At 53.8% G+C, this 21,271-nt stretch carries 18 protein-coding genes; 16 read left to right on the forward strand and 2 right to left on the reverse strand.

From position 1 onward, the window contains the following. The first annotated feature begins 17 nt into the window (after positions 1 to 17). The 11 genes from PGRAT_RS12760 (at position 18) to PGRAT_RS12810 (ending at position 10,470) form a co-directional block, all read left to right on the forward strand. The gene (locus tag PGRAT_RS12760; RefSeq protein ID WP_025704864.1) at positions 18 to 446 is read left to right on the forward strand and encodes a CBS domain-containing protein; all 429 of its coding nucleotides are present in this window, start codon (positions 18 to 20) and stop codon (positions 444 to 446) included. A gap of 129 nt (positions 447 to 575) precedes the next feature. Further along, entirely contained in the window at positions 576 to 2,282 is a 1,707-nt protein-coding gene (locus tag PGRAT_RS12765; protein WP_025704865.1) for a DNA repair helicase XPB, read from the forward strand. Beyond that, the gene (locus PGRAT_RS12770; protein WP_042266697.1) at positions 2,279 to 4,234 is read left to right on the forward strand and encodes a helicase-associated domain-containing protein; all 1,956 of its coding nucleotides are present in this window, start codon (positions 2,279 to 2,281) and stop codon (positions 4,232 to 4,234) included. Before PGRAT_RS12765 ends, PGRAT_RS12770 begins: the two co-directional genes overlap by 4 nt. A gap of 73 nt (positions 4,235 to 4,307) precedes the next feature. Then, positions 4,308 to 4,748: a YlbF/YmcA family competence regulator gene (locus PGRAT_RS12775; protein WP_025705416.1), complete on the forward strand. Its 441-nt coding sequence runs from the start codon at positions 4,308 to 4,310 to the stop codon at positions 4,746 to 4,748. 39 nt (positions 4,749 to 4,787) lie between these two features. Next, positions 4,788 to 5,051, forward strand: a complete 264-nt coding sequence (locus tag PGRAT_RS12780) for a YlbG family protein (RefSeq protein ID WP_020432997.1) — start codon at positions 4,788 to 4,790, stop codon at positions 5,049 to 5,051. A 1,188-nt stretch (positions 5,052 to 6,239) separates the two neighbouring features. Next, positions 6,240 to 6,758 (forward strand): hypothetical protein, encoded by a 519-nt coding sequence (locus PGRAT_RS34320; protein WP_238326791.1) that lies wholly within the window; start codon positions 6,240 to 6,242, stop codon positions 6,756 to 6,758. Between the two features lie 154 nt (positions 6,759 to 6,912). Continuing rightward, positions 6,913 to 7,131, forward strand: coding sequence for a hypothetical protein (locus tag PGRAT_RS31600; RefSeq protein ID WP_025705418.1), 219 nt, complete (start codon positions 6,913 to 6,915; stop codon positions 7,129 to 7,131). A gap of 104 nt (positions 7,132 to 7,235) precedes the next feature. Next, positions 7,236 to 7,673, forward strand: coding sequence for a hypothetical protein (locus PGRAT_RS12795; RefSeq protein ID WP_025705419.1), 438 nt, complete (start codon positions 7,236 to 7,238; stop codon positions 7,671 to 7,673). Positions 7,674 to 7,751: 78 nt separating this feature from the next. After that, the gene (locus PGRAT_RS12800) at positions 7,752 to 8,651 is read left to right on the forward strand and encodes a LysR family transcriptional regulator (protein ID WP_042266700.1); all 900 of its coding nucleotides are present in this window, start codon (positions 7,752 to 7,754) and stop codon (positions 8,649 to 8,651) included. 324 nt (positions 8,652 to 8,975) lie between these two features. Beyond that, positions 8,976 to 9,551, forward strand: a complete 576-nt coding sequence (locus PGRAT_RS12805) for a GNAT family N-acetyltransferase (RefSeq protein ID WP_025705661.1) — start codon at positions 8,976 to 8,978, stop codon at positions 9,549 to 9,551. A 28-nt stretch (positions 9,552 to 9,579) separates the two neighbouring features. Then, positions 9,580 to 10,470, forward strand: a complete 891-nt coding sequence (locus tag PGRAT_RS12810) for a PHP domain-containing protein (RefSeq protein WP_042268041.1) — start codon at positions 9,580 to 9,582, stop codon at positions 10,468 to 10,470. Between the two features lie 457 nt (positions 10,471 to 10,927). Here the strand turns inward: PGRAT_RS12810 and PGRAT_RS12820 are convergent, their stop codons facing one another. Continuing rightward, positions 10,928 to 12,850 carry an Rqc2 family fibronectin-binding protein gene (locus PGRAT_RS12820; RefSeq protein WP_025705663.1) on the reverse strand — a complete coding sequence of 641 codons (1,923 nt, stop codon included), beginning with the start codon at positions 12,848 to 12,850 and terminating at the stop codon, positions 10,928 to 10,930. A 192-nt stretch (positions 12,851 to 13,042) separates the two neighbouring features. On the opposite strand from PGRAT_RS12820, the gene PGRAT_RS12825 reads away from it, so the two are divergent. The 5 genes from PGRAT_RS12825 to PGRAT_RS12845 all read left to right on the forward strand — a co-directional run bounded on the left by PGRAT_RS12825 (position 13,043) and on the right by PGRAT_RS12845 (position 20,905). Then, positions 13,043 to 15,862, forward strand: a complete 2,820-nt coding sequence (locus PGRAT_RS12825) for a calcium-translocating P-type ATPase, SERCA-type (protein ID WP_042266705.1) — start codon at positions 13,043 to 13,045, stop codon at positions 15,860 to 15,862. A 70-nt stretch (positions 15,863 to 15,932) separates the two neighbouring features. Further along, entirely contained in the window at positions 15,933 to 16,769 is an 837-nt protein-coding gene (gene dapF / locus PGRAT_RS12830; RefSeq protein ID WP_025704308.1) for a diaminopimelate epimerase, read from the forward strand. A gap of 155 nt (positions 16,770 to 16,924) precedes the next feature. Next, the gene (locus PGRAT_RS12835) at positions 16,925 to 18,589 is read left to right on the forward strand and encodes a spore germination protein (protein ID WP_025704309.1); all 1,665 of its coding nucleotides are present in this window, start codon (positions 16,925 to 16,927) and stop codon (positions 18,587 to 18,589) included. Continuing rightward, positions 18,579 to 19,784: a Ger(x)C family spore germination protein gene (locus PGRAT_RS12840; protein ID WP_025704310.1), complete on the forward strand. Its 1,206-nt coding sequence runs from the start codon at positions 18,579 to 18,581 to the stop codon at positions 19,782 to 19,784. The genes PGRAT_RS12835 and PGRAT_RS12840 overlap by 11 nt, the downstream gene beginning before the upstream one ends. A 20-nt stretch (positions 19,785 to 19,804) precedes the next feature. After that, the gene (locus PGRAT_RS12845) at positions 19,805 to 20,905 is read left to right on the forward strand and encodes a GerAB/ArcD/ProY family transporter (protein WP_025704311.1); all 1,101 of its coding nucleotides are present in this window, start codon (positions 19,805 to 19,807) and stop codon (positions 20,903 to 20,905) included. On the opposite strand, the gene PGRAT_RS12850 is transcribed toward PGRAT_RS12845, so the two are convergent. Continuing rightward, complete coding sequence (locus tag PGRAT_RS12850; RefSeq protein ID WP_025704312.1) at positions 20,878 to 21,135, reverse strand: hypothetical protein; 258 nt, start codon at positions 21,133 to 21,135, stop codon at positions 20,878 to 20,880. The genes PGRAT_RS12845 and PGRAT_RS12850 overlap by 28 nt on opposite strands. Between the last annotated feature and the right edge of the window lie 136 nt (positions 21,136 to 21,271).

The raw sequence follows: 21,271 nt of genomic DNA on the forward strand, positions 1-21,271 counted from the left end.
GACAGGAGGGTTCAATCTTGAAGACAGTCAAAGAAGTAATGACAGCGCAGCCTGTGTGTGTCACCTTACAGGACAATCTCTATGAGGTAGCCGTAAAAATGAGAGATGCGGATACCGGTGTTATTCCGGTGGTAGAAGCTGACGGGGAAACCTTGATCGGTATTATTACGGACCGGGACTTGGTGATCCGGGGGTATGCAGAGAAACATTCCGGCTCGACTGCAGTGGAAACGGTGATGACCAAAGGAATTACTGCTGTTTCCGAATCCACTTCGGTGGATGAAGCGGCTGAGCTGATGGCCTCCAGACAGATCCGGCGGATCCCGGTTGTCAACGGAAAAAAACTGATCGGGATCGTGTCGCTGGGTGATTTGGCCGTGAAGAACATTTTTGCTGATGAAGCAGCAGAAGCTTTGACTGACATTTCACAGCAGCATCTGCATTAGGAATAGAAGCAAGGGGAAGCTCATGTCCGTTATCGCGGAGGTGGGCTTTTTCCGCTATACAGTGGTTTGAGAGATACATAGTCCCGGGCGGTCTGGACCGTAACGCCTAACATATTGGAGGTTTTTGAGATGAACGGAAGCGGAAAAGGAGCATGTATCATCCGTAAAGACCGGACGATCCTGCTGGAATGCGGACACCCTGGCTTCGAGGCGGCCCGGACGGCTCTGGCTGACTTTGCCGAACTGGTAAAAAGCCCTCCTGCCTACCACACTTACCGGATAACCCATCTATCCCTCTGGAACGCAGCGGCTGCCGGCAAAACAGTACAGGAGATCCTGGCAGTATTAAGCTTACTTTCGCGCTGTGGCATACCCGCCGGCCTTGAGGAAGAGGTCAGACAGCTGGTCTCACGTTACGGAAGACTGGAACTGCATTCCGGTGCGGCCGGCGGTTCGCTGATGGTCCTGCGTGCCGACAATCCTGTGCTGCTCGATGAATTGGCAGAGCAGGCTGCTTTGCAAGGGCTGGGCCTGAAAAGGACGGCTTCCCTGGAATGCCAGTGTCCGTCTGAACAACGGGGTCTGCTGAAGCAGGAGCTGACGAGGCTGGGGTTCCCGGTCCTGGATTACGCGGGCTACCGGGACGGGCAGGCGCTGAACGTGCCTTGGAAAAAGGCAGCAGGAAGCGGAGCAGCATCCGGGGAGTTCGTTGGCCTAAGGGACTATCAGGAGGAAGCCGTCCGCCGATTCGGGAGAATCGGCGGAAGCGGAGGAAGCGGCGTAGTGGTCCTGCCCTGCGGGGCGGGCAAAACGCTTGTGGGTCTGGCGGTGCTGGAAAGCCTGCAGTGCGAAACACTGATCCTCACTTCGAATGCCACCTCGGTTGCACAGTGGAGGGCAGAACTGCTGAAGAGGACGGGGCTGGATGAAAAATCCGTAGGAGAATACAGTGGTATGAAGAGGCAGGTCCGCCCGATAACGGTGGCCACCTATCAGATTTTGACGCACCGGCGTTCCAAGGGAGGCCCCTTCGGCCATATGAATCTGTTCAATGAACGGAATTGGGGGCTTATTATTTACGACGAGGTGCATCTGCTTCCGGCTCCGGTGTTCAGAGCCACTGCGGATATTCAGGCCACCCGGCGGCTTGGACTGACGGCTACACTGGTTAGAGAGGACGGGCGGGAAGATGACGTATTCTCGCTGATCGGCCCCAAATGCTATGAACTGCCCTGGAAGGTGCTGGAGAAGCAGGGCTGGATTGCGGCAGTCGACTGCATCGAGGTCGTTGTGCCCATGGACACCGAAATCAGGCACAAGTATATGTATGCCGGGGAAAAAGAGCAGTTCCGGGTTGCAGCAGGCAATCCGGCCAAGGCTGGGGCTGCGGCAAGGATCATAGCAGCCCACCCTGGGGCAGCAGTACTGGTCATCGGACAGTATCTGGACCAGCTGGAGCAGCTGGCGGCAAGCCTGGGTGCGCCGCTGATTACGGGCAAGACTTCCCAGCAGGAGCGAAGCGGGCTGTATGCTGCTTTTAACGAGGGGACAATACGGCTGCTGGTGGTATCCAAGGTGGCGAACTTTGCCGTGAATCTGCCTGATGCTTCCGTAGCTATCGAGGTGTCCGGTGCTTACGGTTCACGGCAAGAGGAGGCCCAGCGTCTGGGACGTATCCTCCGGCCGAAGCCGGGAGAGAACAAAGCGTACTTCTATACTCTGGTGTCCGGGGACAGCAGGGAGCAGGATTTCGCTCTGCGCCGCCGTCTGTTTCTGACTGAGCAGGGCTATGAATATGCCGTACAGACCGCCCAACCGGAGGAGGCCACCCTATGAATGGTTTAACAGCGGAAGCGATGCTGGTGCTGCAAAAGATCATCAAGGCCTGCGCCGCCAGGCCCTTTGGCGAAGCACAGGCTGAGCAGCTTTGTCCAGAAGCGCTCTGCCGGGCAGAGCTGCAGCTGGCACTGCTGGAGCTGCGGGAGGCCGGACTGCTGGAGCTGCGGCAGAAATTGTGGGGCGAGAGGCTGTATCAAATTCCCGAGAAACATTTGCCTTCGCTTCAGCGCATATTGTTCCCGCGTGTACCTGTACAGGCGGTAGAGGTGACTGCAATGGACGAAGAAGCAGGCCCCGAACTGTCCGGGGAATTGTTTCGAGCGCTGGCCTTCATTGCTGAAGAAGGGTTGCCCCTGACGGCAAAAGGGGCTATCCACAAAAAGAACATCAACCGGCTGGCCGCCGGCCTTACGCTGCCGGGGGAACAAATAAAAGGTCTGTTCCCTGCAGCCCGGCAGGAGGTGTATCCGTTCCCGCTGCCCGTGATGGTGATACTCGATTTGCTGCTGTGCCTGGGACTGGTCCGCCGGGGGGATTCGGCATTTCTGCTGGAAACCCGGGTGCTGGAAAGCTGGCTGCAGCTCTCCGGGAAGCAGATGTCAAGCCTGCTTTACGGTTTGGTGCTGAGCCGTTACGGCCAGCCCGACCCTGCCGGGCAGCACTTCCGCTATATTGTCTCCTCAGCCGATTATCCATCCGGGATGTGGTTTGCCCTGCGGGATATTCTGGAACGGATGCTGGGAGCGGGACTGGTCCGGGATCAAGGGACTGCAGCGCTGGAAGCTTCAGCGCGGATCTGGCTTGCGGGGCTGGCCGCGTTCGGCTGGTGTGAGCTGGGGAGGACGGAGGACGGATCGGTTTGTTTCCGCTGGACCACGGCCCGGCCACAGTTTCCTCTATACGAGGCTGCTGCGTTCTCTAGCCGGAGTTTAGACATCCAGGAACCTTCAGATGAAACGGAGGAAAGCTTTGATCAGGAGAATCTGCCGCAGCAAGATGAAATACGTCCAGCTTCTGACTCCCCGGGGTTCATCGTCCAGCCGGATTTCGAGGTGCTGGTCCCTGCGGAGTGTCCTTACAGCCACCGCTGGTTACTCGCGGGGTGTGCAGAGCTTCAGCATAGCGACGATCTGTGGAGCTACCGGCTGACCCGGGAGAAGCTGGAATCTGCAGCTGAGCAAGGATTGTCTCCGGAAACTGTGATTTCGTGGCTTGCGGACCATGCCCAGGGCGGACTCCCGGCTCAGGTGGAGCTGTCTTTGAGGCAGTGGGGCAAAGGAATCGGGAGGACGGAGCTGGCTGAGGTCATCTTGCTGGCCTGCCGGTCTGAAGCAGACGGGAATGATATCGCTGCCCACCCCCGGTTGTCGGGGCTGCTTGCCCGTATCGGACCGCAGCATTTCATCGTCCGCATGGAGGACGTGGAGGCCGTGCGCAAGGAGCTGGGAGCAGCCGGATTGGCTCCCCCTAAGAGGATTGCAGGCCAGAAAGCGGAGCCGGGAAGTGGTTGGCCGTTGCTTAACGGAAGCGGGATGGTGGATTTCTCAGCTTATACTCTGCCGGTTCATGGGCATGAAACTGGACTGTTTGCTTTTGCGCCAGTGCCGCCATTGATCCCTTTGAATCTGCATGCCTCCGAAGAGGCGGTGCTCTCCGGCCTTGCGGCTGTGCCGCAGATGTGGATCAAGCAGTGGCGGAAATATCACGCCACTACTGCCCAGAAGGTAATGGAACAGGCTGTGGAGTGGGGAGTGAAGGTCCGTTTGTCTATGGAGGGTGAGGTCTGTGAATTCATTCCTGCCCGAATCAGCCGCAATCCATGGGAAGTGCAGGGTACACTGCTGCTGGCGAGGCCTGACCGTGTGCAAGAGGCCCGGCTGAGTGCGGGGGATTGGCAGGAAATGCAGCTCATGATTCCCAAAATGCGGAGAAATTCCTCTTCTGCTTAGGCGGGAGGGTATGTTATGATAGGAGAGTCTACGATATGCGGTAGAATATTAACGCAGAAACGAGTTGAAGTTCATGAGCGTAGCGGAATTGAATACGGTTGATATGGCCGAAGTACTGACATACGCCTATGAATTAGGTGATATGATTAATCAATCCGCTGAAGTGTCGGATTACTTATACTGGAAAGGACGGGTTGACGCCAACCCTGAAATCCAGGCCATGGTCAAACGGCTGCAGAGCAAAAAGGAGCTGTTTGAGGAGACAAAGCGGTTCGGACATTTTCATCCCAACTATCATTCAGCTAAGGATGAAGTGGCAGCAGTCGAGCAGGAGCTTGAGCGCTTCGAGGAGGTTGTCCGCTTTAAGCTGGCGGAAAAAACTCTGGATGATATGCTGCATTCGATGTCCGAAACAATTGCTTTTTCCGTATCGGACAGCATAAAGGTGCCAAGCAATGACCCGTCCCCCAAGGGCGGAGGATGCGGCAGCGGAGGCAAGTGCTCCTGCGGATAGGCTCCTGATAAGGGCAAGAGAAAGAGAGGCGAAAAGCTGATGTTTGCGGAACGTACAGGATATATTGTATGGGTAAGTGATGTTAAGGCGGCACGCAATCTGGAGAAATACGGGACTTTGCATTATGTTTCCCGAAAGATGCATTACGCCGTCATGTATGTGAACGCGGAACGTGCCGAGGAAGTGATGAAGAACGTCCGCAGACTGTCTTACGTGCGCAAGATTGAAAGATCTTACCGGAATGAGCTGAAGACGGAATACACCAGTAACGGACCGGACAAGTCCCGTTACTATGGTTTGTAGATTCTGGTCATTGAAGATGAAGCGGGTGCCTTGGGCATCTGCTTTTTTTTGGGTGTAGGCGTGCCCAGAGGCACGTTATCTAGTTGGTGAGAGAGACGAAGGCCATGGAAGCTGCGTAGAACCTGGAACAACAGTGAAGAAGCCTTCGGCGTATACCCCGCATGAAATCACATAGTCAAAATCGTATAGTCAAAATCGCATAGTCAACAATAGTTGTCCTAACTACGCGATGCGGGCGGGAGTGCGGCAGGCCGGTTGGGCCGGAAACAACGGCAGGAAATGCCTTTGTTGAAGCTGGCGCAGGCCGGTTGCCGTATCTTCGAAACTATAAAGTTGAGGCATCAGTCGGTCTATACTAGAAATCCTCATTTCCACCTAGCGCCTGCTCAATGGTTTCTTCGCAAGCGCTAGGTGGAAAAAGGGAACTTATTTTACCGAAAATTCAAAAATAATATGATTTAAGTGGAAAAAGGAAACTTAAATGGGTCATATTACTCTGTCAGGAGCATAATGAGCTGAATTAGTTAACCTTTTTCCACCTCATCTGCGGAGAACAGGGGATTCAAGGAAATTAGCTGCCCTTTCTCCACTTGGAATTGCCGTATGATTCATGAGTAGTTGTCCTCAAGGTAAGCTAGATAAGTTGAACTTAAGAATTGTAGCAGGATGACTGTAAATACCTTGTGAACCAAGGGGATCGCCATAACATCAAGTTAGATTTTTAAGTTCACTCTATACAGACTGAAATCCAAGACGGCTGCTCTGTCCAGTGAAGTGAAGGACGGCGCGGCCGGTTTGTTCAAATATAATTTTTATGCTTCGCGCTATAGATTATCCTTCTATTTCTCGCTGAAGCGGGTACCCTCCTTATAAGGACGGCGCAGCCGTTTTCTACTCGGGCAAATATGGTTGCTGAATACTATAAAGTTTCAAAAATGGGCGAAAAACGGCCTGTTCTGCATCTATTTTATCACTGCTTAATACTTGCGCTATATGCTGGCAAGAGAGTGACAAAATTCACTAGTAAAAGCATGCAGGTGACCTAATGACCAAAAGAATGACATGGACCCAAAAGCTATTGGCAGCCCCCCAATATCTACAGCACATCAATGGAAGGCAACCAGTCTTAAGACTCTGGTATAACTGAAGCCGGAATTCATCAAGCTGGACAAGTCCCTGATCCGGGGAATACACAGCAACCGCGAGCAGCAGGAGCTTTTGGAGCTGATCAGCGAGTATGCCAGCCGTTCTGCGACCCGGGTCATTGCCGAAGGCAACGAGACAGAGGAGGAACTGCTGTACTTGCAGATGGCCGGTATTGAATTCGGCCAGGCTACGCGTTCGGAAGACCCGGATACTTGCCTGTACAGGGAGCTTTTCCGCCGGATTCGCCACAACTTTCCGCTGGAGGAGGCTACAAGCATGTTTCTTCAGATTGGTGAAATTGCTGAACAAATTCCCGAGACCTCCCTTCATCACAAGTGCGCTTATGTGGACCATATTTTTAATAAGCAATCCTCGGCTGCAGGGTGTGGCAGTGACAGACACCGGACAGCCGGTGGCGCAGATTATGAGGATTCGCTTTATCAGCAGATCGGTACATTGTACGGCTTCACGCTGTACATGGGCTGCTCCATCGAACTGATTATGGATGGTTCACTGCTGGTGAAGGCGACCGGATGCTTCAGGCCACAGCAGAGATTCTGAAGCATTGCCCCCTGCGGCTGGAGGGTTTTTTGGGTCGCATCGGGGGAGATGACTTCATTATTTTTATCGGTGATTATCGTTATGAGGAGTACTGCAGGAACAACATATAGCTGAGTTTGACAGGATCCTGGAGGCGTTTTATCAGCCCGGCCATTTGCTGCAGCATTATGTGCTGACCGAGAGCCGTACAGGCGCAGTAGAGGAAATTCCGCTGGTCTCCATCTTGATAGCCGTTGTAACTAACCGCTACCGTCATTTCGATTCTATCGAGGACCTTTCGGGCGAGGCGGCAAGGCTCAAGAAAAAATGTAAAATGATCAAAGGCAGCAGCTTTGTGGATGACAGGGATCTCTCTGCAAGCAAATCTGCTTGATTCCGTAAGGGAACGTTCGACATGCTTGAACAACAAACGTCAATGCGGTAATATTGACAACAATAAGAGCATGCCAAGACCCTTTCAGTGGAGTGTGATGAAAAATGCATGGCAAGGGGATGGAAACGTGGGGGGTGTACGAGCCCTTCCACATCATGCTGAATGAATACAGGGTGGCTGATATTGTCATAACACCACATGCGAGAAGCCGTTTTGCTGACCGGATTAATAAGGAAGACGGCATGGATGCAGATATTGGTGCATGGATATGGCAGTGCGTGAGGCAGAACCGGGTAAGGCCGTACTCCCAAAGTGAGTACAATGCTTACCTGATCGATAACGACACCTCCATTGTGGCCGAGTTCAAGGAGCTGGAGGGCGTGACCACACTTTCGGGACATCCGCTGTATGTGATGGTGGTGGTTACCTTTCTCGGTAATATTTCCGCGACTCCACAGCTGCGTGATCTGCGGGCCTACTTCTCATGGCTGCGTCATTCCCGCCGTATGAAGCTGATGAAAAAACGCCGCAGACGCAAGTAACAAGCACACAGTTGCAGAGAAGGCATGCGGCGGAAGGCTGCATGTTTTTTTTGAATTTTATGAAGGAGTCCTGAGCGTATGAATTTTCACCAGCTTCATATCTTTTATACTGTTTCCGAGCGCGGGAGCTTCTCGGCCGCAGCACAGACGCTGCATATGACGCAGCCGGCAGTGACGATGCAGGTCCAGGCGCTGGAGGATTATTTCGGAGCCAAACTGTTTGACCGTTCCAGCAAAAAAATTATGCTCTCCGAGGCCGGCCGCACCCTGCTGCCGTTTGCCCTGCGCAGCATCCAGCTGATGAGGGAGACCGATCAGGCAATGGCGGCGTTTACCCATATGCTTGAGGGGCGCCTGCTGCTGGGAGCGAGCCTGACGATCGGGGAGTATGTGCTGCCGCGCCTGCTCGGTCCGTTCGGCAAGGCTTATCCGCATATCTCAATCATGATGAAGGTTATGAATACCTCGCAGCTGCTGGAGGAGATTCACAAGCATCAGCTGAATTTCGGCCTGATCGAGGCACCGGTATCCCATCCGGATATGGAGATTGAACCGGTCATGGGGGATGAGCTGAAGCTGATCGTGCCAAGGGAGCACCCGCTTGCCGGGAAGGACGAGGTGACCCTTGCGGAAGCATTGCAGCATCCTTTTGTACTCCGTGAGCAGGGTTCGGGAACCCGCCGGGTCATGGAAGAGCAGCTGCTTGCCAAAGGGCTGGACCCTGGGGCGATGCGTGTGGTGATGGAGCTGGGAAGCACGGGAGCCGTGAAATCTGCGGTAGAGGCGGGGCTTGGCATTACCATTATCTCTACGTCCTCGGTCAAGCATGAGGTTGCGCTGGGGTTGCTGAAGATCGTTAATATTACGGATGCCTCTTTTAAAAGACAGTTCTATGCAATTCACCTGAAGTCGACGCTCCTGCCGATATCGGCGGTTACCTTTTTAACGTTTTTGCGTGACCGTGCAGGTGATCTGTAGGGAAGCTGGCAGTTTTGTACCCATGGTATTAGGGAAAACGGATGGCTAAATAAGTTGAACTTGAGAAATACATAAAAAGGGTAGAAGTGCGGAGGGGAAGTTTGGATACTTACGGAGCGGTTGCGTCCGCCTGAAATCTTTCCGGAGGAAAGCTCGCTATCTTCAGCATAGGCATTCTACGGATTTCAACCGCAAATGGCGGTACAAGTGAAGAAATCTGTAGGCAACAGCGGCAGGAAGTCCAAGCATTCCCCGGAGTTACGATTATCCCCCACAATGTAAAACTAAGTTCAACTTTTATAGCTTAACGGGCGGGGGTTATGTATGGCGGTTTTGCTTAAGGGTGAGAAGGTAACGCTGAGAGATCTGACGGAAGAGGACATCCGCACCCTATACTATTATGAGTTTGAAGCCGAGGACAGGGAGCATCTGCTCTGGAATGGCCCTTACGGCACGAAGGAATGGGAAAGCTATGAAACGTTTGCATCCAAATTTGCCGAGATTCTGGCGCTGACCTATACCGGTGAACCCCGCAGCCGCCTGGTGGTTGAGATTGACGGTCAACTCAAAGGAACGGTCGGCCGATACTGGGTGTCCAAGGTGACGAATTGGTTCGAGATCGGGATTGTGCTGTTTGACTCGCGTGACTGGTCAGGCGGGTATGGCACCGAGGCCTTCCTGATGTGGATGGGATATTTGTTTGATTCGCTGGATACGGTCCGGCTTGGGATTGGCACATGGTCGGGCAATGTCCGGATGATGAGGCTGGCCGCGAGGTGCGGCATGATCGAAGAAGCCCGGGTACGCATGGCGCGGATTGTGCGCGGTGAGTACTACAATGCCATTAAGATGGGAATTCTTCGTGAGGAATGGGGAGCAGCCCAGAGCTGGAATACTTGAAGGGCAGGTGGAACCGGTGGAACATAAGGTGAAGAATAGCAGTTTAAAAAATCAGGCAGGCGGCGGATTCGCCGGCAGAGCCGATTTGCATACCCATACACTGGCTTCAGACGGGATGCAGTCTCCGGCGGAGAATGTGCGGCTGGCCCATGAAAAAGGGCTCGCGGCGGTGGCAATCACGGATCATGATACCGTGGCAGGAGTGGCTGAAGCGCTTGAGGCGGGACGGAAATATGGAATCACGGTTGTCCCCGGAGTAGAAATCAGCACACGCGCCGGCGGCAAAGAAATCCATGTGCTGGGGTATTACATGGATACGCAGCAGGAGCTGTTCTTATCCCGGCTTGCGGAGCAAAGGGATACCCGCGCACAGCGGAACGAGGCTATTATTGCCAAACTGCAGGCGCTGGGCATAGAGATTACAATGGACCAAGTCACCGCCGGGATTGGCCGTGAGCTGAAGCCTGATGAGAGTGTGGGCCGTCCGCATATTGCCGATGAACTGGTGCGTCTTGGCGCAGCTGTGGACATGCGCGATGCGTTTGACAAGTATCTGGCTGAAGGAGCAGCGGCTTTTATATCGCCGCCGCGCATCACGCCGGAGCTTGCCTGTGACTGGATTGCCGAGGCCGGCGGAGCGGCGGTCCTGGCCCACCCCGGTATTTACGGGGATGATGAACTGGTCCGCAGCATTATTGAACGCAGCGCGCTGCGCGGCATCGAGGCTTACCATTCGGACCACAGCCCGGCTGACGCAGAACGTTACCTTGCGCTCGCCGAAGAATTCGGGCTGCTGGCCACGGGCGGCTCTGATTTCCACGGTGCCCGCCAGGGGGTTGTGTTCCATGGTGAGATCGGCAGCGTGTCGGTTCCTGTTGACGTGCTTGAGCAGCTGCGGGATAAACCGAAGCAGCACTAGGGTGCGGAAAACAAGGGTAGAAATACCCTTGAATGGGCCGGAACCGGCGACGAGGCGGGAAACAAGGGTAGAAATACCCTTGCATGGGCCGAGCCCGGCGGCGAGCCGGAAAACAAGGGTAGAAATACCCTTGAATGGGCCGGAACCGGCGGCGTGGCGGAAAACAAGGGTAGAAATACCCTTGAATGGGCCGGAACCGGCGGCGTGGCGGAAAACAAGGGTAGAAATACCCTTGAAAGGGCCGAACCCGGCGGCGAGGCGGGAAACAAGGGTAGAAATACCCTTGAATGGGCCGAGCCCGGCGCGGGGACAGGAAACAAGGGTAGAAATACCCTTGAATAAGTGCAAGCGGTGCACGAAGCACCGCAAAATAAAGAACCTCCAGCCACGGATGCTAATCCGCCTTAGGCTGGAGGTTCTTTCGTTCAGAGTTATAGCTGCATTCCTGCGGATGACATTAACTCTTCAGGGTATTCGGCAGGCTTTTGATCCGCTCCTCGTCGGGAGTGACGAATAGGGTCTTTTGATGATCGTATATGACGAAGCCGGGTTTTGCCCCGCTGGGCTTGCGGACATGGCGGATCAGCGTGCAGTCCACAGGGACGCTGCTTGATTGCTTGGCCTGGCTGAAGTAAGCTGCCAGCTGTGCGGCTTCCTCAAGGGTGGCGTCGCCAAATGATTCGCTGCGGATCACTACATGTGAGCCGGGAATGTCCTTGGTATGCAGCCAAGTATCGTTCGCCGAAGCGAGACGGTTGGTAACATATTCGTTCTGCAGATTGTTTTTGCCCACATAAATGTCTATGCCTTCCGAAGAAGTGAACACCTGCAGAGTGGGCCGGGTGGCTTTTTTCTTTTTCTTGCCTTTTTTGCTGCGGTCACGCAGGTAGCCCTGGCTCACAAGCTCGTCGCGGATTTCCTCGATATCATTCAGGGAAGCATGGGCCAACTGCTGAAGCAGCGTTTCCATGTAGGCAATTTCCTCATGGGTTTTGAGCAGCTGTTCGTTGATTACCAGCAGGCTGTTTTTGTATTTGTTGTATTTTTTGAAATAGCGCTGCGCATTGTCCGATGGGTTAAGCAGCGGATCAAGCGGGATGGTGATTTCCGCCTGGTCCTCATCATAATAATTGACAAGCTTGGCTTGTTTGTCACCTTTGGATACGGCATGAAGGGAAGCGAACAGCAGCTCGCCCCAGATCCGGAATTGATCGGCATCCTGGGCTTCGTCCAGGTCCTTTTGCAGGTTGGCCAGCTTTTTGACGTTTTTGCTGCGTTCATTGCTGAGGAAGCGGATCAGGTCGCTGACCCGCTGCTTCACCGTATCGCGCTCGGCTTTATCCCCGTAATAATCCTCCAGACAGCTGCTGATGGAGCTATAGTGCTTCACATGCTCATCCGGAAGGGTCAGGGGAATCGCCGAGAAGACAGGCTTGCCTTTGGCATTTGCTCCGGATACCGGAGAGAATCTGCATTCCCGCACCGGTTCAAGCACCGTATTGAAGGCTTGCCATAATGACGCTATTTCTTCCGTCCAATGGTCAGTCAATACAGTGGAATCGGCTTGCCCGTTCCCTGAGAGCCCTTCGGACGTAACAGATCCGCCGCCGCGCTGCCGCACAATTTCTCCGGCGATCAGCGGACTCATTCCGCTGAAGGCATGGACCATCCAGCCGGCAGGGTCGGCTGAGGGCGCGGGACCGCCGGAGCCGTCCGCCTTCGGCTCCTCCAGCGACTTCAGGAGGTCGGCCAGCTCGCCCTCGATGATCTCCTCAGGCTCCTGCTCTTCGCCGGAGTCAGCCAGCAGCGCCGCTTCTTCTGCCGCCGCTGCAAGGCTCACAAAGGCCTCTTTTCCGATGTCAAGAGGGTTCAGCTTATGCTGCTGCGGCGGCTCGATATAGGCGATGCCGGGCATTACGTTCCGGTAGCTGCTGATCGTCGGAGTGACATGATGAATGCCGTCGATAATGGTGCCGGTCGCAAGCTCCGTCAGAATGATATTGCTGTGCCGGCCCATCAGCTCAATAATGATTTTTTTGGCGGATACATCTCCTAACTCATCCCGGGTCCGCACCTGGATATGAATGATGCGCTCCATGCCGACCTGGCTGATGCTCTCAATAGTTCCGCCTTCACAGTGCTTGCGCATCAGCATGCAGAACATCGGCGCTTCCGCCGGATTAATGCTGTTCCTGTCGGTCAGATGAACCCGGGGGTAGGTCGGATTGGCTGACAGCAGCAGCTTGCCGCCGCCGCCGGAGCCGCGCAGGATGAAGATCAAATCGTGTGTGCTGGGTTGATATATTTTGCCGATGCGTGCACCAATAAAGGGTTGAAGCTCATGCACGATCGCTCGGGTTACAATGCCGTCTAATGCCATGATCATGTTCTCCTGTCGCCTGATAATAATGTACTACTCTCTATGATGCCATACTTTGACACATTTGCGCAAAAGGAGAAGCCGGAGGGAGGTGATATTTTGGGACGACCATGAATACACTTGGACATGAACAGGTGGAAAAGCTGTGCGCCGCCGGAAGTCAAGAAACGACCGGGAGGGGAAAGAAGAAATATGGAACAAAAAAGTTGGCACCGGCTCGGTGCAGAGGAACTGCAGAAGATGTTCGGCGTTCATCCGGGATCGGGCCTAAGCGGAGAGGATGCCGCGCAGAGGCTGAAGGAGAAGGGCCACAATGAGCTGTCCGAAGGGAAGGCGATATCCCCGCTGACCCTGCTGCTGAACCAGTTCAAGGATTTTATGGTGCTGGTGCTGATGGGGGCGACACTGATATCCGGCCTGCTCGGTGAATATCTCGACGCGATAACGATTGTCGCCATCATTATCCTGAACGGGGTACTGGGATTTGTGCAGGAATTCCGCGCCGAGCGATCGCTTAGAGCGCTCAAGCAGCTCTCGGCACCGGCTGCGAAGGTGCTGCGCGATGGCAGGGTTGAGCACATTCCCGCCAAAATGCTCGTACCTGGCGACATCGTGCTGCTCGAGAGCGGTGACCGGATTCCGGCAGATGTCCGCTGGCTGCAGTGCAGTGCGCTGTACGCTGAGGAATCCGCCTTAACCGGGGAATCGCTGCCTGTCTCCAAGCATTCGGAAGTGATTCATACCGAGGAAATCCCGCTTGGCGACCAGAAAAATATCGGTTTCATGGGGACGATGGTCACCCGGGGGACTGGCCGGGCGATCGTGGTCAGAACAGGCATGGATACCGAGATGGGCAAAATCGCCGATCTGATTCTGAATACCGAATCTCAGGAAACCCCGCTGCAGCACCGGTTAGAGCAGCTCGGCAAAATTCTCATCTATGTCTCGCTGGGTCTGACCATTGTAGTTGTCATTGCAGGCATCCTGCACGGGCAGCCTGCGGCTGCCATGTTCCTGGCTGGCGTGAGCCTTGCCGTTGCGGCTATTCCGGAAGGGCTGCCGGCCATTGTGACCATTGCTCTTGCGCTCGGCGTCCAGCGGATGATCAAGCGGAAGGCGATTGTCCGCAAGCTGCCTTCAGTGGAAACCCTCGGCTGCGCATCGGTCATTTGCTCCGATAAGACGGGAACGCTGACCCAGAATAAGATGACGGTAACACGGCTGTGGAATGCCGGACGGATTCTGGAAGTCACTGGTGAAGGCTATGCCCCAAGCGGACATGTGCTGGAAAAAGGCAGGCCCATTGACCTGAAAAATGATCAAAATCTGCGGCGCATGCTCCAGATCGGTGCTTTGTGCAACAATGCCGAGATCATTGAGACGTTTCCCGGTGAGATGCGCGCCAAGCGCAAAGGGAAGGAAAAAGTAAGTGAGGCGGACAAGGATGTTGGCAGCCAGCCGGTCTGGGAACTGAAAGGTGATCCGACAGAAGGAGCGCTGGTCGCCTTATCCGCAAAAATGGGACTGACTGCGCAGTCGCTGGGTGTAACCTACGCAAGAGAGACGGAATTTCCGTTCGATTCCGAACGAAAGCTGATGTCTGTGGTTGTGAGCCATCCCGGGGGACGGATGATCTGCACCAAAGGCGCGCCGGATGTTCTCCTGAACAACTGTACCTACATGCTGTGGGAAGGTGCAGTCGTGCCTTGCACACCTACCTTGCGCCAGAAGGTCCTGGAGGCTAATGAAGCAATGGCGTCAGGCGCGCTGCGTGTGCTGGGGATGGCTTATCGTGATATGCGTTCAGGTGAGGTTGCGGGCAGCGAAAAGGAAGCGGAAAGCCAGCTGGTATTCGCTGGACTGGCCGGGATGATCGATCCGCCGCGGCGTGAGGTGCGTGATGCCATCAGCCTCACCCGCCGGGCTGGAATCAAGACCGTAATGATCACCGGGGATCATGGCACCACAGCGGAAGCGATTGCCCACCAGTTGGGCATTCTGCAGCGCGGCGGGACGGTGCTTACCGGCAGCCAGCTTACACGGATGGACGACGATGCTCTGGATAAGGTGTCGGATAATGTATACGTGTATGCCCGGGTCTCCCCTGAGCATAAACTGCGCATCGTCAAGTCCCTGCAGCGTCACGGGCATGTGGTGGCTATGACCGGCGACGGCGTTAACGATGCTCCGGCGATCAAAGCGGCGGATATCGGCATCTCCATGGGCATCACGGGCACGGATGTAACCAAGGAAGCGTCGGCGCTCATCCTGGGCGACGACAATTTCTCGACGATTGTAGCGGCCATTGAGGAGGGCCGGAACATTTACGAGAATATCCGTAAATTTATCCGTTACCTGCTCGCTTCCAACGTCGGAGAAATTTTGACGATGTTCTTCGCCATGATGCTCGGGCTGCCGCTGCCGCTGGTTCCGATCCAGATTCTCTGGGTTAATCTGGTAACCGACGGGCTGCCGGCAATGGCCCTGGGCGTGGACCAGGCTGAGAAGGATTTGATGGAACACAAGCCCCGCGGCGCCAAGGAGAACATCTTTGCCCGCCGCCTCGGCTGGAAAATCATCAGCCGCGGATTGCTGATCGGCCTGTGCACATTGGCCGCTTTCTGGATGACGCTCCGTATTGACCCAAGCAGCCCCGTGCAGTTGATCCGGGCGCAGTCGGTTGCTTTTGCCACATTAGTCATGGCCCAGCTGATTCATGTCTTCGACTGCCGTAGCTCCCGCTCGGTGTTTCACCGCAATCCGCTCCAGAACAAATATCTGGTGCTTGCTGTGCTCTCATCCATACTGCTGATGCTGGTTGTGATGTATCTGCCGGTTCTCCAGCCAATCTTCAAGACCGTACCGCTCAGTTTCCGCGAATGGTGTCTGGTGCTCGTCATGGCAGGCATCCCTACCTTCCTGATGGGGGCGGGCAGCGTATGGGGGGGCAAGAAGAACCGCAGCCGCAGCGGAGGGCGGACGATGATAAAAAGTACAAAAATTTCGGCATAAAATCAATAGCTTAAACCCATTCCTTAAGGTATGCTTGGTTCACAATACGTCCTTTAGGAGTGGAATCACAATGGAATTTACCAAAATGCACGGCCTGGGCAATGACTTTATTATTGTTTTCGGCGAGCAGGAGCTGCCGGGGAATGCCTCTGAGCTGGCAGTTACACTATGCAACCGGTTCTTTGGCATCGGTGCCGATGGACTGGTGTATATCCTTCCGTCGGAACGCGGCGATTATATGATGCGCATTATGAATTCAGACGGCTCCGAAGCAGAGCAATGCGGCAATGCGATCCGCTGTGTGTCCAAATATGTCTATGAGCACGGACTGGTCAGCTCAGAGCAGATAGTAATTGAAACGATTGGTGCGGGTGAACAGAAGGTAAGCTTGCAGGTGAAGGATGGAGTGGTGGAGACGGTTACGGTCGATATGGGCGAGCCTGTATTGTCGGGAACACAGATTCCTGTAGCCATTGATGCCGAGCCGGTGCTGGACCAGCCGATTGAGGCGGATGGAAGAGCGTTCAAATTCACTGCCGTATCCATGGGCAATCCCCACTGTGTAATCTATGTGGACGATGCCGTAGGTTTTGATCTGGCCACCTGGGGGCCGAAGCTCGAAGTCCACCCGTTGTTCCCGAGAAAAGTAAACGTTGAATTCGCCACCGTGCTGGACCGCAGCCATGTCGATATGCGTGTCTGGGAACGCGGAGCAGGGCCTACATTGGCCTGTGGAACCGGTGCTTGCGCCACGCTCGTTTCCTCTGTGCTGAACGGTCTGACTGACCGTTCAGCAACGATCAGCTTGAAGGGCGGCGATCTCTTTATTGAATGGAATGAACAAGACAATCATGTCTACATGACGGGTCCCGCACAGGTTGTTTATACGGGTTCTGTTGAGCTCTAAAGCTGTTACTTAGCGTATTGGGAATATTGAAATGGAAGCCCTGCGGCGAAATGCCTGCAGGGCTTCCTTGTGTTATGTCAAATGTGGAACCTCAGCCGAATAATGGCAGGACTTAATGCAAATAATACCACCCAGTACTGGATAGGGGGCCTGAGATGGAGACGAAGGGTCAATGGAAGCGCAGTGCCAAAGCGGCACATACGGATCAAACGGTATCTCAGACCGGAAGACTGTCGGGGCTGTGTTTAGAACTGTCCGAGAGCCTGGCGAGTATTCAGTCCGAGCTTGGGAACAGCCCTGACCTCATCATACGCCAGATCCAGCTAGGGGGTCCTCTCCGTATTCAGGCCGCTGCCGTCCACCTTAGCGGTCTGGCCGACACGACTGAAGTCAATCAGTTTGTAATCGGCTCGCTCCTTGGCAACACGGAAAGTCTGTTCATGGACAGCGAAGAAGGAGGCAGCCATGGAGGCCGGCTTCCAGCCATGATCCTGAGCCGGGCTTTGGAAATTGGAGAGGCGGAAATCAAGGAAGAGTGGAAAGAGATGATGCTTGCGGTTTTATCGGGCGATACGGCTATTCTGCTTGACGGGTATGCGGTCTCTATAGTTTGTGCTACGAGAGGAGGCGAATGGCGCACAGTCAGCGAGCCTACCTCCCAGCTGGTTGTCCGGGGCCCGAAGGATGGCTTTGTGGAGTCAGTGGCCACCAATATTTCCCTTATCCGCCGGAGAATCAAGTCTCCCAAGCTGCGTCTGGAGTACATGAAGATCGGAAGTGAAACCCAGACCCTTGTAGCGCTGATGTATGTAAAAGATATTGCGGGAGAAGATCTGATCAGTGAGGTGCGGGAACGGCTGGGCAAGATTGCTATGGATGAAGTCCTGGAATCCGGTTATGTCGAAGAGCTGATTCAGGACAAAACCTTCACCCCATTCCCGACGATTTATAATTCAGAGCGTCCCGATGTGGCTGCCGGCAATTTGCTGGAGGGGCGGGTAGTGATCATTGTCGACGGAACACCCTTTGTCCTAATTCTGCCGGCAGTGTTCACCCAATTTTTCCAATCGGCAGAGGACTATTCGCAGAGATTCGATATTACCATTTTGATGCGGCTCGTAAGGTATTTGAGTTTTATCGTTCTGATTTTGGGTCCTTCCGTGTATATCTCACTGACCACCTACCATTATGAAATGATTCCGACCACACTCCTGATTAATTTGCTGGCCCAGCGGGAGAATGTGCCGTTCCCGGCTTTTGTCGAGGCACTGCTGATGGAGGGTGCTTTTGAGATCCTCCGCGAAGCCGGTGTGCGCATGCCGCGTGTCATCGGACAGACCGTTTCGGTTGTGGGTGCCCTCATTCTGGGCTCGGCTGTGGTTGAGGCAGGCATTATCACACCGATAATGGTGATTGTCGTCGCATTGACCGGGATTGCCAGCTTTGCAATTCCAGCCTATAACATGGCGATTGCGGGAAGACTTATCCGCTTTGCATTTCTTCTGCTTGCGGGGTTGTTTGGCTTCTATGGGATCGTTCTGGGGCTGATTGTAATGGTGGCGCATATGAACAGCCTGCGTTCCTTCGGCATCCCCTATTTGTCGCCGTTTGTACCACTGTCTGTCAAAGGTCAGAAGGATACCTTTCTGCGACTCCCGGTCTGGCTGATGACTCCCCGCAAATCGCCGCGGCAAATGCGTGCCGAGCAGCCGGAGTTCATGCGTTTGACTACAGGGAATGAGGAACTGCTGGCCCCATTGATCGGCAAGGCGGACAACCCTCCTGAAACGGCGGAAGGGGACCGACCCGATGAACAATAAAAGTCTGGGACTCTCTCTCCTGATCGCCATGCAAATGCTGCTGCCCCTCGTTATAACCGGCTGCTGGGACAGTGTCGAGCTCAACCGGAGGGCGATCGTTTCCGGAGTTGGGATTGACAGGGGGCCGTCGGATGACCAGAAATATATGCTTTCCTTTCAGGTAATCGTTGCGGAGGAGATCTCCGGAGAACAGACCAGAAGCAGTTCGCCGGTGGCTTTATATTCCGGAAGCGGACGGACGATGTTTGAAGCGCTGGCGAATGCCTCGCGGCAAACTGCACGTTTTTTGTCGCTCGGGCATGTCCGAGTGGTGGTCATTTCCGAGGAATTCGCCCGTGAAGGCATTAAAGATATGCTGGATGTGCTGGAAAGGGAAAGCGACATGCGGCTGACCAGCCTGGTGTTTATCACTAAGGATCAGCCGGCCAGAGAAGTGATGTCGACCATGACTGTATTCAGCAAGATTCCTGCCAACGATCTGGTTGAAAAGCTGAACACTACCTCGAAGCAGTTTGGCTACAATTACAAAATGGAAGTGGATGATGTAATCAGAGGCATCCAGGTCAGGGGAGGGGGGCCGGTTATTAATGGTGTTTTCACGATCGGAGGCAGAGAACGCGCGGATTCCAATGACAACTTGAAAACGATCACTCCGCATACGATACTGAGGATTTCCAGATTGGCCGTATTTAAGGATGATAAGCTCAAAGGCTGGCTTGAAGGAAAAACCGCATTCGGTACAGTGCTTCTGCTTAACAAGCTTAAAGAATTTCCCGTAGTAATAAAAAATGATAACGGCTATTTGGCATTCAATGTGTATCTATCTCAAGTATCGGTTGGTGCAGCGGCTAAGGATCCTGAACATCCTGTGATCAACATTAAAATCACCCAACAAGCGGCGCTCAAGGAATCTCCAAATTCGCTTGACCTTACCTCGCCCAAAGTCCTGGAGAAGCTGTCGGAGCAGTTAACGCAGGAGGCCCGCAGCCAAATCCAGGGGGCGATTGCCGCTGCCCGGAAGCTGGAAAGTGATTATATCGGCTTCGGAGAGGCCGTTGAACGGAAAAATCCACACGGCTGGAAGAAGGTCAAGGATCACTGGGAGGATATTTTTGCGGCTTGCGAGATCAAAATCGATGCGGACACCGTAATCAGACATACGGATATGCGGGGGAATTCCTTCCAGGTGTATTGACTAGATGGAGGTGTGAGGGAATGGGAACGGTTAAAATCGGGCTGATCCAGTTTTTCAGCATCACCCTTCTGTTTGAACTGGGAACGGCGCTGGTCGTTAATCTGGGCATGGCAGCAGGCAGGGATGCATGGCTCTCTATCCTTATTGGCTGTGCGGGCGGTATAGGCTTGTTCGCAGGATACGCTTATTTGTACAGAAAATACCCTGGGCTGCCTTTTACAGCCTATACCCGAAAGCTGCTGGGTAAATATATCGGTACCCCCGTAGGGTTGATCTATGTTATTTTTTATATCAATCTGGCCGCCCGCGATTTGCGGGACGGCAGTACAATGCTCGCGATGGCTACCATGCATAACACCCCGTTGTTCATTCTCAGTATGCTGATGATTCTTTCAAGCGCCTATGTTCTGCACAAAGGTGTTGAAGTTCTAACCCGGACATCCATGGTTTTTCTGATCCTTGTTCTGCTGATCGGCATATTCAGTACCCTTATGCTGATGTTCTCGGGATCTATTAATCTGAACCGGCTTCTTCCGATGCTGGAGAATGGGGTAGAACCTGTGATCCGTTCAGTGCTGCATCAGAACTATATGTTCCCCTTTGGCGAAATGATTGCTTTTACCATGCTCATGCCCTTTCTCTCTAATGTAAAAAAAGGACCATGGGTCATTGCTGGAGCGATGCTGGTTTCCGCTCTGATGCTAAGTTTTACGATGGCTCTGAACATCTCTGTGCTCGGGGCGGATATTGTGGAGCGTTCGCCTCTGCCGCTGATGCCTACGATCAGCAAAATATCGATTTCAGACTTTATTCAACGTGTGGATATTTTTGTGGTCATGGTGTTGATTATCGGTGTGTTTTTTAAAATTTCGGTGTTTTTTGCTGCGGCGCTGATCGGCATTTCTGACCTCTTCGGCATACCTTACCGAAAAATGCTTTATCCCTGCACGCTGATTATTTTGTTTATCTCTATGCTGGATGCCCGCAGCTTTACCGAGCATCTGGATGAGGGAGGGAAATTGCTGTATACCGTGTATCCGCTCTTCATGATAGCCATACCGGCTGTTCTGATCCTCATCTCGGTATTAAAAAGCTATTTCTCGGCTTCCCGGCCGGGCTGAGTGCCGCGAATGAAGTACACGGCGTCCGGGATAATGAGACTCAGCAGCATAAGGGCTGCAACCAGCTTTTCCGAAGCAGTGTACAATAAGTAGTTCATAATGTAGCTGATATTCTCCAGCCCATAACCGAAGATCCAGTCCCCCAGATATAAATAAAGCAGGGATAGTGCAGCCAGCAGCACAATTACCGTATATTTTTTCAGCAGCCGCTTTCTGATTTTTTTCTTCATGAAACCTGGCCTCCCACCGGTGTTTTCAGCTAGTATGAATCATTTCCCCCGCAGCCATGCAAATGCTGTTGTACCCTGGCTCTGCTTTTGTCCACGAAAGCTTATCATCCATCCCGTTTTATGTTACATTAGTATG

It is taken from the genome of Paenibacillus graminis, assembly GCF_000758705.1.
Lineage (GTDB): Bacteria > Bacillota > Bacilli > Paenibacillales > Paenibacillaceae > Paenibacillus_AQ > Paenibacillus_AQ graminis.